Annotated in this window: 10 protein-coding genes; 6 read left to right on the forward strand and 4 right to left on the reverse strand. The window is 68.3% G+C overall.

Translation table 11 applies throughout. The features are described from left to right. Positions 1-153: 153 nt before the first annotated feature. Complete coding sequence (locus tag ACN20X_RS23655) at positions 154-1626, reverse strand: hypothetical protein (protein WP_473209970.1); 1473 nt, start codon at positions 1624-1626, stop codon at positions 154-156. A 3-nt stretch (positions 1627-1629) separates the two neighbouring features. Continuing rightward, positions 1630-2967, reverse strand: a complete 1338-nt coding sequence (locus ACN20X_RS23660) for an SPFH domain-containing protein (RefSeq protein WP_034364162.1) — start codon at positions 2965-2967, stop codon at positions 1630-1632. Positions 2968-3233: 266 nt separating this feature from the next. Here ACN20X_RS23660 and ACN20X_RS23665 point away from each other — a divergent pair, with 266 nt between their 5' ends. The 5 genes from ACN20X_RS23665 (at position 3234) to ACN20X_RS23685 (ending at position 11576) form a co-directional block, all read left to right on the forward strand. Continuing rightward, entirely contained in the window at positions 3234-3959 is a 726-nt protein-coding gene (locus ACN20X_RS23665) for a response regulator transcription factor (RefSeq protein ID WP_016447581.1), read from the forward strand. Further along, the gene (locus tag ACN20X_RS23670; protein ID WP_016447582.1) at positions 3956-6172 is read left to right on the forward strand and encodes a sensor histidine kinase; all 2217 of its coding nucleotides are present in this window, start codon (positions 3956-3958) and stop codon (positions 6170-6172) included. Before ACN20X_RS23665 ends, ACN20X_RS23670 begins: the two co-directional genes overlap by 4 nt. 41 nt (positions 6173-6213) lie before the next feature. Then, on the forward strand, positions 6214-8250 hold the full coding sequence (dnaG, locus tag ACN20X_RS23675) for a DNA primase (protein WP_473209971.1): 2037 nt from the start codon (positions 6214-6216) through the stop codon (positions 8248-8250). A 260-nt stretch (positions 8251-8510) separates the two neighbouring features. Next, positions 8511-10946: an RNA polymerase sigma factor RpoD gene (rpoD, locus tag ACN20X_RS23680; RefSeq protein WP_016447584.1), complete on the forward strand. Its 2436-nt coding sequence runs from the start codon at positions 8511-8513 to the stop codon at positions 10944-10946. A gap of 150 nt (positions 10947-11096) precedes the next feature. Then, the gene (locus ACN20X_RS23685) at positions 11097-11576 is read left to right on the forward strand and encodes a CYTH domain-containing protein (RefSeq protein ID WP_074920971.1); all 480 of its coding nucleotides are present in this window, start codon (positions 11097-11099) and stop codon (positions 11574-11576) included. A gap of 112 nt (positions 11577-11688) precedes the next feature. Here ACN20X_RS23685 and ACN20X_RS23690 read toward each other — a convergent pair whose 3' ends face one another. Both ACN20X_RS23690 and pdxR read right to left on the reverse strand, forming a co-directional pair. Then, on the reverse strand, positions 11689-12195 hold the full coding sequence (locus tag ACN20X_RS23690; RefSeq protein ID WP_016447586.1) for a GNAT family N-acetyltransferase: 507 nt from the start codon (positions 12193-12195) through the stop codon (positions 11689-11691). Positions 12196-12273: 78 nt separating this feature from the next. Next, the gene (pdxR, locus tag ACN20X_RS23695) at positions 12274-13782 is read right to left on the reverse strand and encodes a MocR-like pyridoxine biosynthesis transcription factor PdxR (protein ID WP_473209972.1); all 1509 of its coding nucleotides are present in this window, start codon (positions 13780-13782) and stop codon (positions 12274-12276) included. Between the two features lie 156 nt (positions 13783-13938). Between pdxR and gabT the strand changes: the two genes are divergently transcribed. Continuing rightward, complete coding sequence (gene gabT, locus ACN20X_RS23700; RefSeq protein ID WP_473209973.1) at positions 13939-15267, forward strand: 4-aminobutyrate--2-oxoglutarate transaminase; 1329 nt, start codon at positions 13939-13941, stop codon at positions 15265-15267. Positions 15268-15291: the final 24 nt, after the last annotated feature.

Below are 15291 nucleotides of genomic sequence, written 5' to 3' on the forward strand. Positions count from 1 at the left end.
ACGGCCCCGGCTTCACTCGTAGAATCGCCGCTTGGATTCGCCGGCCAGCGCCGCTGGAAGGCGAATAAGGAGTTCCTAGAGGAGTCGCCTGGCAACGCTCCAGGCATCGTTGGAGACGAGCCTGCACCCCACCGGTGCAGGCTTTTTTTTGCTTCAGCGCAGGCTCAGGGACTGGCGCTTCCAGGCCGGGTCCTGCCAGCGCTGGAACAGCGGCAGGGCAGACACATCGCCGGTCACGCGCTCGGTGGCCAGGCCGTCCAGCCGCACCACTTCGAAGCTCTTGCGGTAGCGGCCCTGGCCACGGGCCTCGCGCGCCACCAGCATCAGCTGGCCGCCAGGCACCCAGCCCGCCCATTCGGCCACGCCGGTCTCCGGGGCGGTGGCGGCCGGGGGCAGCACGTCGGCCAGCCAGCCGCCTTCGGTCTTGCGCAGCACCCACAGTTCGCGCCAGCCTTCCAGCGGCTGCACGGCCAGGGCCACGGCCGTGCCCTCGCGGTTGGTGCTGGCCGATGCAGCCCACACCACGCCATAGGTGCAGCGGCGCAGCAACGGGGCCTTGGCGCCGTGCTGGGCGTCCACTAGCAGCACGCAGGTTTCGCCGGCAGCACCGGGCTCGGTCAGCAGCGTCGGGCGGGCTCCGGCAGCAGGAGCCGCAGCAGCAACAGGCGACAGCGCCCAGCGCACGGCGCTCACCCGCATGGCCGCGTCGTTGTAGGCGCTCTGGTCTTCATCGGGCAGCTCGGACTTGCTGACGCCCGTGAACTCGGCCAGCGCCCGGGCGGCCGATGCCGCCACGGCAGGGTCGGCCATGCTCTTGCGCGCCTGCTGAAAGGCCAGCGCCGCCCACACGCTGGCGCGGCGCATCTGCACGCGGCCGCGCAGGTAGGGCGGCAGGCCGGTCACGTCCACGCGCTCCAGCACATCGGCCTGCCAGGCATGCATGCGGGCGCGCTCATGGGCCGGCAGATCGGGGTCCACGCATTCGGGCCGTGTCAGCGCCAGGGCGGCGCGGGCGCGCTGCGGCGCGTCGGCGGCGGGCATGGCCAGCACGCGGCGGAAGAATTCGCCTTCATAGCAGACCTGCATGCGGCCTTCGACCTCATAGGTCGCAAAGCGCAGGCCGTAGCCGTTGGCCACATCCAGGTGGGCCGACAGCGTGGCGCCCGAGGCCTTGCCGGGCGCCGCGGCGGAGGCGCGTCGCGCCAGCCGGTCGGCAAAGCCGCCCAGTGCGTCGAAGGCCTGCGCGCCTTCGGCGCCAGCCAGGGTCCTGGCGGGCGCGGCCTGCAGGTAGGCAGCCGCCAGGCCGATGCCCAGCGCCTCGGCACCGGGCGTGTCCTGCACGAAGCGCAGCACGGCCTGCAGCGCGGGGGCATCGGCCTCGGTCAGGGCCACACGGCGCACATCGCTGGCGCGGATGAAGCCGCCGCGCTCGCGCTTGTGGTCCCAGACCTGGAGGTAGTCCAGGCGTTCGCCCCTGATCTCCAGTACCTCGCCCTGCCACAGGCTGGCCTGCTGCTGGGCGCCATCGCGCGGCGCGGCGCGCAGGCTGGCCTGGTCCTGCACCACGATGGCGCTGCCCATGCCGGTGGCCAGCGCTGCGGCGGCCAAGGTCGATACGGTCAGCATGGCTTATTGCTCCTGAACGGCTGCGTTGGCATCTTCGGCCGCCACGGAGGCTGCGCCGGCCTGTGCATTGCGGCTGCCGCCCAGCAGGGCCGCGCCGATGAAGTCGCCATTGGTCGGCGGGGGCGCGATGATGACCTGGATCTTGTCCGAGAGCTTGTCGGCCAGCGTCTTCTGGATGAGCAGCGGGTAGCGCGTGACCAGGGTGCCTTCGCGCGCCATCTGCTCGGCGTTGACCTTGCCCAGGCGGTCCATGCGGAAGGCCTCGGCCTCGGCCAGCTTCTGGCGTGCATCGGCTTCGCCGTTGGCCTCGATGCGGCGGGCCTGGGCGCTGCCCTCGGCAGCTTTCACGCGGGCCACGCGCTCGGCCTCGGCCTCCAGCTGGCGCTGCTCGATCTGGCGCTGCTTGAAGGGCAGCACATGCTTCATGGCCTCTTCCTGAGCACGCGCCGCAATCACCTGCTCGCGTGCGGCGGCTTCGGCGGCCACTTCGCGACGCACCTTGTCGGCATTGGCGTCCAGCTCGGTTTCCTTGACGCGCTTGTCCTTGAGCTCCAGCGTGTAGCGCATCTTCTCGGAGGCCAGCTCCTCGGCCAGCAGGCTGTCCATGCCGCGGCGGTACTCGGCGGGCAGGTCCACCTTGCCGATCTGGATGCTGCGCAGCGTCACGCCGTCGGCCGCCAGGCGCGTGCGCAGTTCGGTTTCCATGATCTGGGCGATCTCGGCGCGCTTGGTCGAGAAGATCTCGCGCACGGTGTAGCGTGCGAACACCTTGTAGACCAGGCCCTGCACGGCGGGCTCCACGATGTCGCCGCCTATGTCCAGAGGCAGGTTGCCGGCCTTGACGGCGGGCGATGCGGGATCAAGCGCATAGCGCACGTTCAGGTCCAGACCCAGGGACAGGCCCTCGACCGACTGCAGGGGTGCGCTGCCATTGGCCTGGCGCATGGCCTCCGGACGGTAGCTCTGGTCGCGCAGGGAGAACACGCGCACCGTGTGCAGGCCCGGAACCACCCACACGCTGCCATCGCGCCACAGGCTGACGGAGCCCGTGAACTGGTTCAGGCGCACGCCCAGCGTGCCCTGCTCCAGGTGCTGCACGGGCGGGTTGCGCACCACCACCAGGCCGGTCGCCACCACCACGGCGCCGATGGCCAGCCAGCGCACGGTACGTGCCGTGGGCAGCAGGACTGCCCAGTCCACGGGCTGGCGGCGGGGCGCGTTGCCCGGCAGCGTGCCGGCGTCGGCTGCAGGCTCGGAGGAATCGGCGGTGCCGGCTCCGTCCAGGCGGGCGGACTTGCGACCCGTCAGGGCCTGCATGATGCGGTTCCAGGTGGCTTTCATGGTGTTCTCTCTCTCGGCTGTGATGGCTGTTGTTGGCTGTTGTTGGTTGTTTCTGAGGCACCGGAAACAGGGGTGGCTCATTGAGGACCGATTGTTCGGATCCACCCCGGAAGCAACAACGCGGCGCACGGACCAAAGCGCTCACACCGGCAGCGCAAACGCTCCGGCCCCGGAAGAAAAACTCACACCCGGGCCGGCGCAGGGCCGAGATAATCCCGCGAACACCGCCACGGCGGCCTCCCCCGACCCCACCACTGCACAGCCCCATGACCCGTATCGCCGTGATCGAAGACGACCTGCCCACCAGCAACCAGTTGGCGGGATGGATACGCAGTGCGCGCAGCGGCATCGTGATCGACCAGTGGTTCACGCGCGACGAGGCCGAGGCCGCCCTGGCGCGCGAGCACTACGACGCCGTGGTGCTGGACATCGAGCTGGGCCGCGAGCGCCACGCGGGCGTGGCCCTGATCAACGCCATCAACAAGCTGGGCCAGGGCACGCCGGTGCTGGTGGTGTCGGCCATGCCGGCCGCCATCTACCGCAGCATCATGAAAGCGCTGGACGCCTGGGACTACCTGCAAAAGACCACGTTCGAGGAGGCGGACTTCATCGAGACCTTCCTGGACATCCTGCGCACCACGCAGCGCGCAGCGCCCGTGGCCGCGCAGGCCGCCGCAGCGCCCGCAGGCGATGCCCTGGTGCTGGACCCGCTGTGGCAGCGCACGCCCACCTGGCGCGGAGAGCGCATCAACCTGCCGCTGACGGCTCAGCGCATCCTGGCCACGCTGCACCAGCGCAGCGGCGAAGTGGTGTCCTACGACGAGCTGTTCGAGGTGGTCAAAAGCGGCCGCAACCGCGACAACGTGCGCAAGCATGTGAGCACCATCCGCGAGGCCCTGCGCGAGGTGGACCCGGGCTTCGAAGGCATAGAGAACGTGCCCATGCGCGGCTTTCGCTGGGTGGGCCAGGCCGGCGCCGCCGCCCGCGCATGAAGCGCCTGCTCAACCCCAAACTGGAGCTGCCCCGGCTGGAAGTTCCGCGCCTGGGCCTGGCCGCCTTCCGCCAGCGCATCCTGCTGCGCGGCGTGTTCGTGCTGCTGGCCGTGGCCACGGTGGCGCTGAGCGTGGTGGTGCTCAAGGACGAGAAGGAACGCGCCTGGCAGGCCTACCAGCACGGCTTTGTGCGCAGCCAGGCCGAGGTCATGGCGCGGCTGCGCCATCCTTCGGGACGCTTGGCCCTGCTCAATGCCGGACACCTGGGCCAGGGCGTGACACCGCTGGCGCCGCTGCTGCTGCCCTACGCGGCCATCGACTTCGACGATCCGCAAAAGTCCCAGCAGGCCGTGGAGATGGCCGGCTGCTCGGTGCAGTATCCCGATGGCGCCTCGCTGTGCGCAGCGATCGGCAACAACCCCTACGCAGGCGGCTTCATCTATCTGGTGGGCAGCTTCTTCGCAGGCGAGCTGACACCGCGCGAACGCGGCTCGCGCGAGCCCGCCCAGGCGCACCGCGCCCGCATCACGCTGGACATGCGCGGCAGCACCTACCGCTGGATCGCCCCCTATGAGGCCATGCCGCAGCAGGGCAGCAGGGCCGGCAACGGCGAGCACGGCCGGCTCACCGGCTTTGTGGACAACGGCACGCCCCAGCTTGACGCCCGCGCGCGGCCCGTGCGCGATTTCCGTGGCTGGCTCTGGCAGAACGGCCATTGCCGCGACCTGCCGCCTGGCGTGCAGGGCCATGCGGGCAATGACAAGACACCCCCTGCAGCCGATTGCCTGCGCCGCACGCACTACTCCATCCGCCTGCCGGTCGAGTTGTTCCGCGAGGCCCTGTTCCGCAGGGACGTGCGCCCCGTCTGGCCGCCCGAAGACCTGGGCAGCATGCGTGTGCGCGTGGAAATGCTGGCCCCGGGCGAGGCGGCCGCGCCCCTGTTCGACAGCAATGCGCCGGGGGCGCAGCTGGCCGCCTCGCTCAACGACATCTCGCGCAGCCTGCTGCCCGGCGAGCGCGTGCAGATTCGCAAGGTGGGTGCCGACGAGGCCAGCACCATCACCCTCAAGGGCGTGGATGTGCAGGCCGCGCCGTCGGCGCCCTGGCTGCTGCGCCTGATCAGCTGGCTGCCGCTGCATGCAGCCGGCGTCTCCGCCGCCACCATGACCCCGGCCGTGCCCACGGGCCAGGACATTCTGGACACGCCCACGGGCAACTACACCGTCAGCTTCACCGGCCACCCGCGCGATGTGGAGCAGGGCCTGGCCGCCGTGGCCACGCGCCTGTCCTGGTACCTGGGCGCCATGCTGGCCGCCATTGCGCTGGCCTGGCTGATCGTCGAGCTGGGGCTGATCCGCCGCGTGACCGCCCTCACCCGGCGCGCCGCCGCCGTCTCCTACAACGTGCAGGACGGCCATGTCGGGCCACGCCTGGGCGATCTCGAAGTGTCGGACCTGCGTGGTTCCGACGAGCTGGGCATTCTGGCCGGCGGCCTGGCCGACCTGCTGCAGCGCGTGAAGGACGACCTGCAGCGCGAGCAGCTGCGCGCTCAGCAGGAACGCGACATGTGGCATGCCGTGGGCCACGAGATCATGTCGCCCCTGCAATCGCTGATGGTGCTGTACGGCCCCGACGACCCCGGCCACCGCTATGTGCAGCGCATGCAGCAGGCCGTGCATGTGCTCTACGGCACGGCATCGCCGGCCGAGGCGCTGCAGGCCGCCACCGTGCCGGAGGGCCGGCTGGACCTGGACGCCTTCCTCAGCCACGTGGCGGCCAACGCGCACTATGCGGGCATTGCCGATGTGGTCTACGAAGGCGGGAACAAGAGCGGGAGCGCGGGAGCCGCCGGCGCCGTGATCGTGCGCGCCGACGAATTTGCCCTGGAGGACGTGGTCACCCACATCCTGCGCAATGCCGACAGCTACCGGCCGGCCGGCACGGCCATCACGCTGTCGCTGTCGGCCTCCGAGTCCACCGCCAGCGCCACGCTGCACAACCAGGGCGCCACCATTGCGGAGGACCTGCTGGAGCGCATCTTCGAGCTGGGGGTGTCCGCGCCCCAGGAGCCTTCTGCCGCCAGCGGCGCCGAGCACCGAGGACAGGGCCTGTTCGTGGCCAGGACCTACATGGCCAAGATGGGCGGCACGATCAGGGCCCACAACACGCGCGATGGCGTGGCCTTCACGCTGACCTTCCAGCGCCTGGGCTGAGGGCCGGGCGCTGCCGGCCAGTGCCCCCGGGGCACGGCCGGATGGCCCCGCGAAGGCACAATACGCGGGTGTCCATTCCCCAATCGTTCATCCAGGAGTTGCTCGCGCGCGTCGACGTGGTCGACATCGTGGGCCGTTACGTACAGCTCAGGAAGGGCGGCGCCAACTTCATGGGCCTGTGCCCTTTCCACAGCGAGAAGTCGCCTTCCTTCACCGTCAGCCCCAGCAAGCAGTTCTATCACTGCTTCGGCTGCGGCAAGAACGGCAACGCCATCGGTTTTCTGATGGACCATGCCGGCATGGGCTTCGTCGAAGCGGTGCAGGATCTTGCCGGTCAGGTCGGCCTGCAGGTGCCGCAGGACGACATCAGCCCGGCCGAGCGCGAGCGCCAGGCCGCCCAGAAGCAGAAACAGGCCACCCTCACCGACGTGCTGGAAAAGGCCGGTGAATCTTTCCGCAAGCACCTGAAGGCCTCCCCCCAGGCCATCGAATACCTCAAGCGCCGCGGTGTCTCGGGCGAGACCGCCAGGCGCTTCGGCCTGGGCTATGCGCCCGCCGGCTGGCGCAACCTGGCCAGCGTCTTTGCGCATTACGACGATCCGCAGCTCGAAGAATCGGGCCTGGTCATCGTCGGCGAGGACGACGGCAAGCGCTACGACCGCTTCCGCGACCGGCTGATGTTTCCCATCCGCAACGTCAAGGGCGAGTGCATAGGCTTCGGCGGCCGCGTCTTCGGCGACGAGAAGCCCAAATACCTGAATTCGCCCGAAACCCTGGTGTTTCACAAGGGGCGCGAACTCTACGGCCTGTTCGAGGCCCGCACCGCCCTGCGCGACATGGGCTATGCGCTGGTCACCGAAGGCTATATGGACGTGGTGGCCCTGGCCCAGCTGGGCTTTGCCAACGCCGTCGCCACGCTGGGCACGGCCTGCACGCCCGATCACATTCACAAACTGTTTCGATTTACTGACGCCGTCGTTTTCAGCTTCGACGGCGACGGGGCGGGCCGGCGCGCCGCGCGCAAGGCGCTCGATGCGGCCCTGCCCTATGCCAGCGACACGCGCAGCGTCAAATTCCTCTTCCTGCCCGCCGAACACGACCCGGACAGCTTCATCCGCGAATACGGCAGCGAAGCCTTTGCCCGCTACGTGGGCGACGCGCTGCCGCTGAGCCGCTTTCTCATCGAGGCGGCCAGCGAAGGCTGCGACCTGGGCCAGGCCGAAGGCCGTGCCCACATGGCCAGCAATGCCCGCCCCCTGTGGACGGCCCTGCCTGACGGCGCGCTCAAGCGCCAGCTGCTGGGCGAGATCGCCGAACTCGTGCAGCTCGATGCGCGCGACCTCTCCGACCTGTGGTCGCAGGAAGCCGCTCGCAGCGGCCCGGCGCGGGGCTCCATGGCCGGCGGTGCTTCCCATCCGGGCCAGCAGGCCGGCCATGCACCGGCCGCGCCCGACTGGGGCCAGCCTGTCGAATACGGCGCGCCTTCGGGCTGGCACGAGCGTGGCGGCCATGGAAGCGGCGCGGGCGGCTGGCGCAGCGGCGAGCCCGGGCGCGGCGGCAAAAAGCCCTGGCCGCGCAAACCCTGGGACAAGAATGGCCGGGCCGACTTCAACCCGCCCCCCATGGGCCCGCGTGGCGCGCCAGCCACACGCACCGACCAGGCGGCACGCCTGCTCATGGCGCACATGGAATTCATGGAAGAACTCACCCACGAGGACTTCGAGGCACTGGCGCACTGCTCAGGCGAACATGGCGCCATGTTCCGCTGGATGGAGGCACAGTTCCAGGAATCCGGGGCCCGGCCCTTTGCCGTGCTGCGCGAACAACTGCGCGGCCTGCCTCACGAAACGCTGGCAGACAGGCTCATGAGCGGCCCCCACGCGCATCCCGAGGGCGAACTGCCCGAGCTGCGCCGTGAGTTGCGTGATGTCCTCAATCGCATGGTCATCGTCCACATCAAGGCCCAGATCGACGAAGCCTTGCGCGACATGGCACGGGACCCCAGCGCCGCCCAGCGCTATCGCGATCTCTTTGCCCGACAGCAGGCCCTGGAAAACCAGATGCGCACTTCCTCTTGAAATCGAGGTAAGCAGATATAATTGGGGGCTATCGGCAAGAGCGACAGCAGCACCTCCGGACCGGGCCCCGTGACGAACTCACGTGATTGCAGCAACTGCACGGCCCAATTTCCCGCAAGGACTGCACACCAAATGATCGCCCAGACATCTTGCCTGGAATATGTACGCTTCCCTGGCGGGCCTAGTCCGTCCGCGCGCGCTTAGGCGGCGCTTGTTTGAGTTTCCCTTTGTGTGTGTTCGCTCCCGACCGTGAGGTGCTCATGCCCGTTTCAAAGTCCGTGAAGTCCAAGCAGGCCCCCGAAGCTCCAGCGAAGCCCAAGACTTCGACAACCTCTTCAGCCCCGGCCGTCAAGGCCGGTGCCGGCAAAGCCGCTGCAGGACCGAAGAGCGCCGCATCTGCGGCCAAAGCAAAGAAAGATACCGACGTGGTAACCAAGTCCCAAGCCGAACTCAAAGCCATGGCCGACGAACTGCTCGCCGCCGCGACGCCCAAGCGTGGCCGCAAGAAGGCAGCCGAAGGCGACGACGCCCCCGCCCAGACAGAAAAGAAGCCTGCTGCCGCCAAGAAGGCGCCGGCCAAGGCCGCCACCTCCACCGCTGCAGCCAAGACCCCCGCCAAGCGCGGCCGCAAGCCCAAGGCCAAGGAAGCGGGCGACGACATGGACGACGCCGACCTGTCGGACATCGATGGCGACATCGATGGCGAAGTGGAAGGCGAAGTCGAGACCGAAGTGGAAGTCGAGGTCGAGGCCTCCTCGGCCCCGGCTGAAAAGGTCAAGCCCCTGCGCATGAAGATCAGCAAGGCCAAGGAACGTGCCTTGATGAAGGAATTCGGCCTGGACGAAACCGTCCTGACCGAAGAGGAAATGTCCACCCGCCGCCAGCGCCTGAAGGCGCTGATCAAGCTGGGCAAGACGCGCGGCTACCTGACGCACAGCGAAATCAACGACCACCTGCCCGACAAGCTGGTCGATGCCGAGACGCTGGAAGTCGTGATCTCCATGCTCAACGACATGGGCGTGGCCGTCTACGAGCAGACCCCCGACGCGGAAACCCTGCTGCTGAACAACACGGGCCAGTCCGCCACCACCGAAGAGGAAGCCGAGGAAGAGGCCGAAGCCGCCCTGTCCACGGTGGACTCCGAATTCGGCCGCACCACCGACCCCGTGCGCATGTACATGCGCGAAATGGGCACGGTGGAGCTGCTGACGCGCGAAGGCGAGATCGAAATCGCCAAGCGCATCGAAGGCGGCCTGATGGACATGATGGAGGCCATCTCGGCCTCGCCCGCCACCATCGCCGAAATCCTGGCCATGTCCGAGGAAATCCGCGAAGGCAAGGTCGTCATCTCCACCATCGTCGACGGTTTCGTCAACGCCAATGAGAACGACGACTACGTGGCCGAAGAAGACTTCGACGAATACGACGAAGAGGACGACGACGACGGCAAGGGCGGCTCCAAGGCACTGACCAAGAAGCTCGAAGAACTCAAGAACGAGGCGCTGCGCCGCTTCGACGCCATGCGCGAGAACTTCGACAAGATGCACAAGGTGTACGACAAGGAAGGCTACGGCACGCCCACGTACATCAAGGTGCAGAAGGCCCTGACCGAAGAGCTGATGACCATCCGCTTCACGGCCAAGACCATCGAGAAGCTGTGCGACCTCGTGCGTGCCCAGGTCGATGACGTGCGCAAGAAGGAACGCGAGCTGCGCAAGATCATCGTGGACAAGTGCGGCATGCCGCAGGAAACCTTCATCGCCCAGTTCCCGCCCAACCTGCTGAACCTGCAGTGGGTGGTGGAGCAGGTCGCGGCGGGCAAGCCCTGGAGCAGCGTGCTGGAGCGCAATGTCCCGCCCGTGCAGGAACTGCAGCAGAACCTGATCGACCTGCAATCGCGCGTGGTCGTGCCGCTGGACGAGCTCAAGCGCATCAACAAGCGCATGAACGACGGCGAGCGCGCCAGCCGTGACGCCAAGAAGGAGATGATCGAGGCCAACCTGCGCCTGGTGATCTCCATCGCCAAGAAGTACACGAACCGCGGCCTGCAGTTCCTGGACCTGATCCAGGAAGGCAACATCGGCCTGATGAAGGCCGTGGACAAGTTCGAATACCGTCGCGGCTACAAGTTCTCGACCTATGCCACGTGGTGGATCCGCCAGGCCATCACGCGCTCGATCGCCGACCAGGCGCGCACCATCCGCATCCCGGTGCACATGATCGAGACCATCAACAAGATGAACCGCATCTCGCGCCAGCATCTGCAGGAGTTCGGCTTCGAGCCCGACGCGTCCATCCTGGCGGCCAAGATGGAGATCCCGGAAGACAAGATCCGCAAGATCATGAAGATCGCCAAGGAGCCGATCTCCATGGAAACGCCGATCGGCGACGACGACGATTCGCACCTGGGCGACTTCATCGAGGACACCAACAACACCGCTCCCGTGGACGCCGCCATGCAGGCCGGCCTGCGCGACGTGGTCAAGGACATCCTCGACGGCCTGACCCCGCGCGAAGCCAAGGTACTGCGCATGCGCTTCGGCATCGAAATGTCCACCGACCACACGCTGGAAGAAGTGGGCAAGCAGTTCGACGTCACGCGCGAACGCATCCGCCAGATCGAGGCCAAGGCCCTGCGCAAGCTCAAGCACCCGAGCCGCTCGGACAAGCTGCGCAGCTTCATCGACTCGCTGTAAGGCGCTGTGGATGCCGCCCCCCCGGGCCGGCAACCGCCCCCAAGAAAGCCCCGCACTCCCCTGCGGGGCTTTTTGTTTGTGGCCGGCCATCTGCCGGGCAGGGCGATGGTGGCGCGATAGACTGCCGCCTTTGTCTGCAAGGGCATCAGCATGGCTATCGAAATCGAACGCAAGTACCTTGTGGCCGACCCCGGCGTCGTGACCGGCCTGACCGGCGTGCGCATGGCGCAGGGATACATCGCCGACAACGGCATGTGGGTGCGGGTGCGCATCGCCGGGGACGCCGGATTTCTCACGCTCAAGGGGCCGGCACGCGGCATGAGCCGCGCCGAATTCGAATACCGGATTCCGCTGGCCGACGCCGAGACGCTGCTGGCCCAGCACTGCGCGCATGGCGCACTCGAAAAGGTGCGCTACATCGTGACGGTGGACGGCTTCGACTTCGAGGTCGATGTATTCGAAGGCCCGCTGGCCGGGCTGGTCACGGCCGAGATCGAACTGGCCAGCGAGGATATCCAGCCGCCCTCGCCCGCCTGGCTGGGAGCGGAGGTCACCGCTGATCTTCGCTACAGCAACGCGCAACTGGCCAAGACCCGGCAGGTGCCTTCACCGGCCGTGCTGCCGGGCTGATGCAGGACGGCCTTGTGGACGCCCCGGGGCTACGGGGGGCTACAGGGGGCCACCAGGGGGCGACAGAGGCCGCAGGGACTGACTGCCGGAACTTCCTGCGCTGTGCAGCGGCTCAGCCGCCGGCCCGGTCCAGGGCCATCGTCTGCACGCGCAGTTCGCAGCCCTCGCGCAGCGGCTGCAGCCCGCCCACAGGCCGGAAGCCGTTCGCCAGGTACAGGCGCATGGCGGGAGAGTCGGCATCGGTCACACCCAGCCGCACACGCTGCATGCCCTTGTGCCAGGCCCAGGCGACGGCCTGGGCCAGCAGGGCCTGGCCCGCACCCCGGCCACGCACGGCGGGATCGACCCACATCTGGAAGAGATCGGCCACGCCGGGCTCGGGGGCACACAGCTTGCACCAGAGCAGGCCGCAGGCCTGGCCGCCGTTGACGGCGAAGAGCACCCTGTCCCTGCCGCCGGCAACGGCGGCCTGCAGCCGCGCAGCCCAGTCCGCGTCAACCCTTGCGGCCTCCGACTCCCAGGTGCTGCCGAAGGCGTCGGGCGCATCGCGCAGGGCACGCAGGCGGATATCCCGGTACTGCGGCCATTCATGGGGTTCAACGGGGCGGATGGAGATCATGGTGCGTCCTTAGGCAGACAAAAAAGGGTTGGCGTCGGGAGCCAAGGCGGCGCCCGGCCGGATGGTCCGGCCCGGGCCTCAGCGCCGGCCATGCCGGGCTCCGAGCACTGCCAGCATGCGGAAGAAGGCTGCGCCTATCTCTTCCTCGGAAACGCAGGCGTACCCCAGCAGCAGGCCACGCCGCCGGTGCGGACCCGCGTAGTAGCGCGACAGCGGCTTGACGAAGATGCCGGCCTGCCGGAGGTCCTCGGCGAGCACGACATCATCGTCCTGCCCGGGCAGCTGCATCACGAAATGCAGCCCCGCGCCGCTATCCACCCAGGGCAGGTGGTCGGCGCCCAGATAGCGCTCGATCAAGGCCATCAGCATGCGGTGGCGCTTGCCGTAGAGCAGGCGCATCTTGCGGATGTGGGCGGCGTAGTGGCCTTCCACGATCAGTTCGGCGATGACCTGCTGCGGCAGCTGGTGACCCTCTCGGTACAGCTCTGAATGGATGCGGCGCAGCGGCTCGGCCAGGGTCGGGGGCAGCACCATGTAGCCCATGCGCAGTCCCGGGTAGAGGGTCTTGCTGAAGGTGCCTATGTAGATGACGGGCGCGTCCTCCTCCATGCCCTGCATGCTGGGCACGGGGCTGCCGGAGAACCGGAATTCGCTGTCGTAGTCGTCCTCGACGATCCAGGCCCCCACCCGGCGCGCGTAGGCGATCAGCGCGCGGCGCCGCGCCATGCTCATGACGGCGCCCAGCGGGTACTGGTGCGAGGGAGTGACGAAGATCAGCCTCGGCACGGGCAGGCCGTCCGGCAGATGCATGCCCTCCTCGTCCACTGGCACGCTGTGCAGGCTCAGCCCGTGCTGCATGCGCAACACGTTGGCGATGCCCCAGTAGCCCGGCTCCTCCATCCAGACGCAGTCGCCAGGGTCGGCAAGGCTGCGCACCACCAGGTCGATGGCCTGGTGCACGCCTTCTGTGATCAGCACCTGGTCGGGCGCGCAGTTCACCGAGCGCGCCACGCGCAGGTGCTCGGCCAGCGCCTGCTTGAGCGCCTCCACGCCGCCGCGCGTGCCATAGGTGAGCAGCTGCGGCCCGGCGTGTCGCAGCAGGCGATTGTGGATGCGCGCGTAGGCGGCGCGCGGGAACTGCGTCACGTCGGGCACGCCAGGCATGAAGGCGCCCCATTGCTGCTCCGAAGCCTGGGCGGTTTTCAGCAAGGCCTGTGCCTGCACGGACAGGCCGCCGCCAGGCGCAGGCGCTGCGGCGGCAGCGCGGCGGGCGGGTGCACGTCCGCCGCTCAGCAGCATGGCCGCAGGCAGGGTGTCGACCACCTGCGTGCCGCGCCCGACCTGGCTACGCACATAGCCCTCCACCTGCAGCTGCTCATAGGCATGGTTGACGGTGTTGCGCGACACATCCAGCTCGCGGGCCAGGTCGCGCGAGGCCGGCAGGCGGCTGCCCGGCAACAGGGCCCCGCTGTCCACGGCCTGGCGCAGCGCCAGGTACAGGGCCCGGTTCAGGCGGACGCGGTCCCCGCCCAGCCCGCGCCAGTCCATCTGGAGGATGAGGTCCGCGCACACGGAAGGTTTTGCCATGTCTGCCTTGCCTGCGTTGCCTGCGTTGCCTGCCTTGTGGAAGCGATGGTGGCGAACTCGATTGGCACCATCATCTTTTCAAAAGATGGCTCCATTCATGGAACCAATCGCCACTATAACCGTAAGCATTGCAGCCATCTCAACGGAGACCTTCCCATGTCCAGCGCCGCCACCAACGACACCACCAGAGCCTCGTCCGTCAACCAGCAACTCCAGAGCCGGCGCACCGCCGCCATGCCGCGCGGCGTGGGCGTGATGTGCGGCTTCCATGCCGTGCAGGCCGACAACGCCTTGCTGACCGATGCCGAGGGCCGCCAGTACATCGACTTCGCGGCCGGCATTGCCGTGCTCAACACGGGCCACCGCCATCCGCGCGTGGTGCAGGCCGTGCAGCGCCAGCTGGAGTGCTTCACGCACACGGCCTTCCAGATCGTTCCCTATGAAAGCGCCATTGCACTGGCTGAGCGCATCAATGCACTGGCGCCCATCGACGGCCCGGCCAAGACCGCCTTCTTCACCACGGGCGCCGAGGCGGTGGAAAACGCCGTCAAGATCGCCCGCCATGCCACGGGCCGCTCGGCCGTGATCGCCTTCCAGGGCGCCTTCCACGGCCGCACCCAGCTGGGCATGGCGCTGACGGGCAAGGTGGCGCCCTACAAGCAGGGCTTCGGCCCCATGCCGGGCGAAGTCTTCCACGCGCCCTTCCCCAGCGATGTGCAGGGCATCAGCGTGCAGCAGTCGCTGGACGCCATTGCCATGCTGCTCAAGACCTCGGTGGACCCGCAGCGCGTGGCAGCCATCATCGTGGAGCCCGTACAGGGCGAAGGCGGCTTCAACCCCGTGCCTGCCGCGCTGTTCACGGGCCTGCGCCAGCTGTGCGACCAGCACGGCATGCTGCTGATCGCCGACGAGGTGCAGACCGGCTTTGCACGCACGGGCAAGCTGTTTGCCATGGAGCACTACAGCGTGCGGCCCGACCTGATCACCATGGCCAAGAGCCTGGGCGGCGGCCTGCCGATCTCGGGCGTGGTCGGCCGCGCGGCCGTCATGGACACACCCCACCCCGGCGGCCTGGGCGGCACCTATGCCGCCAACCCGCTGGCCGTGGCCGCAGCCCATGCCGTGCTCGATGTGATCGATGAAGAGCGCCTGTGCGAGCGGGCCCTGGCACTGGGCAGCCAGCTGCGCTCGCGCCTGCAGGCATTGCAGACGCAGGATGCCGGCATCGCCGAAGTGCGCGGCCTGGGCTCGATGCTGGCCGTGGAATTCCACATTCCCGGCAGCGGTGCGCCGGACGCGCAGCGCGTGACCGCCATCGTCCAGCGTGCGCAGCAGCAAGGCCTGCTGCTGCTGACCTGCGGCCTGTACGGCAACGCCATCCGCTTCCTCTATCCGCTGACGATTCCAGAGCCGCTGTTCGGCAAGGCGCTGGACATCATCGCCAACGCCATCACCCAGACCGCGCCCCAGCCGGTCGCGGCCTGAATCCATTCCACAGCCTGAGCCTTC

It is taken from the genome of Delftia sp. PX-1, from assembly GCF_055797465.1.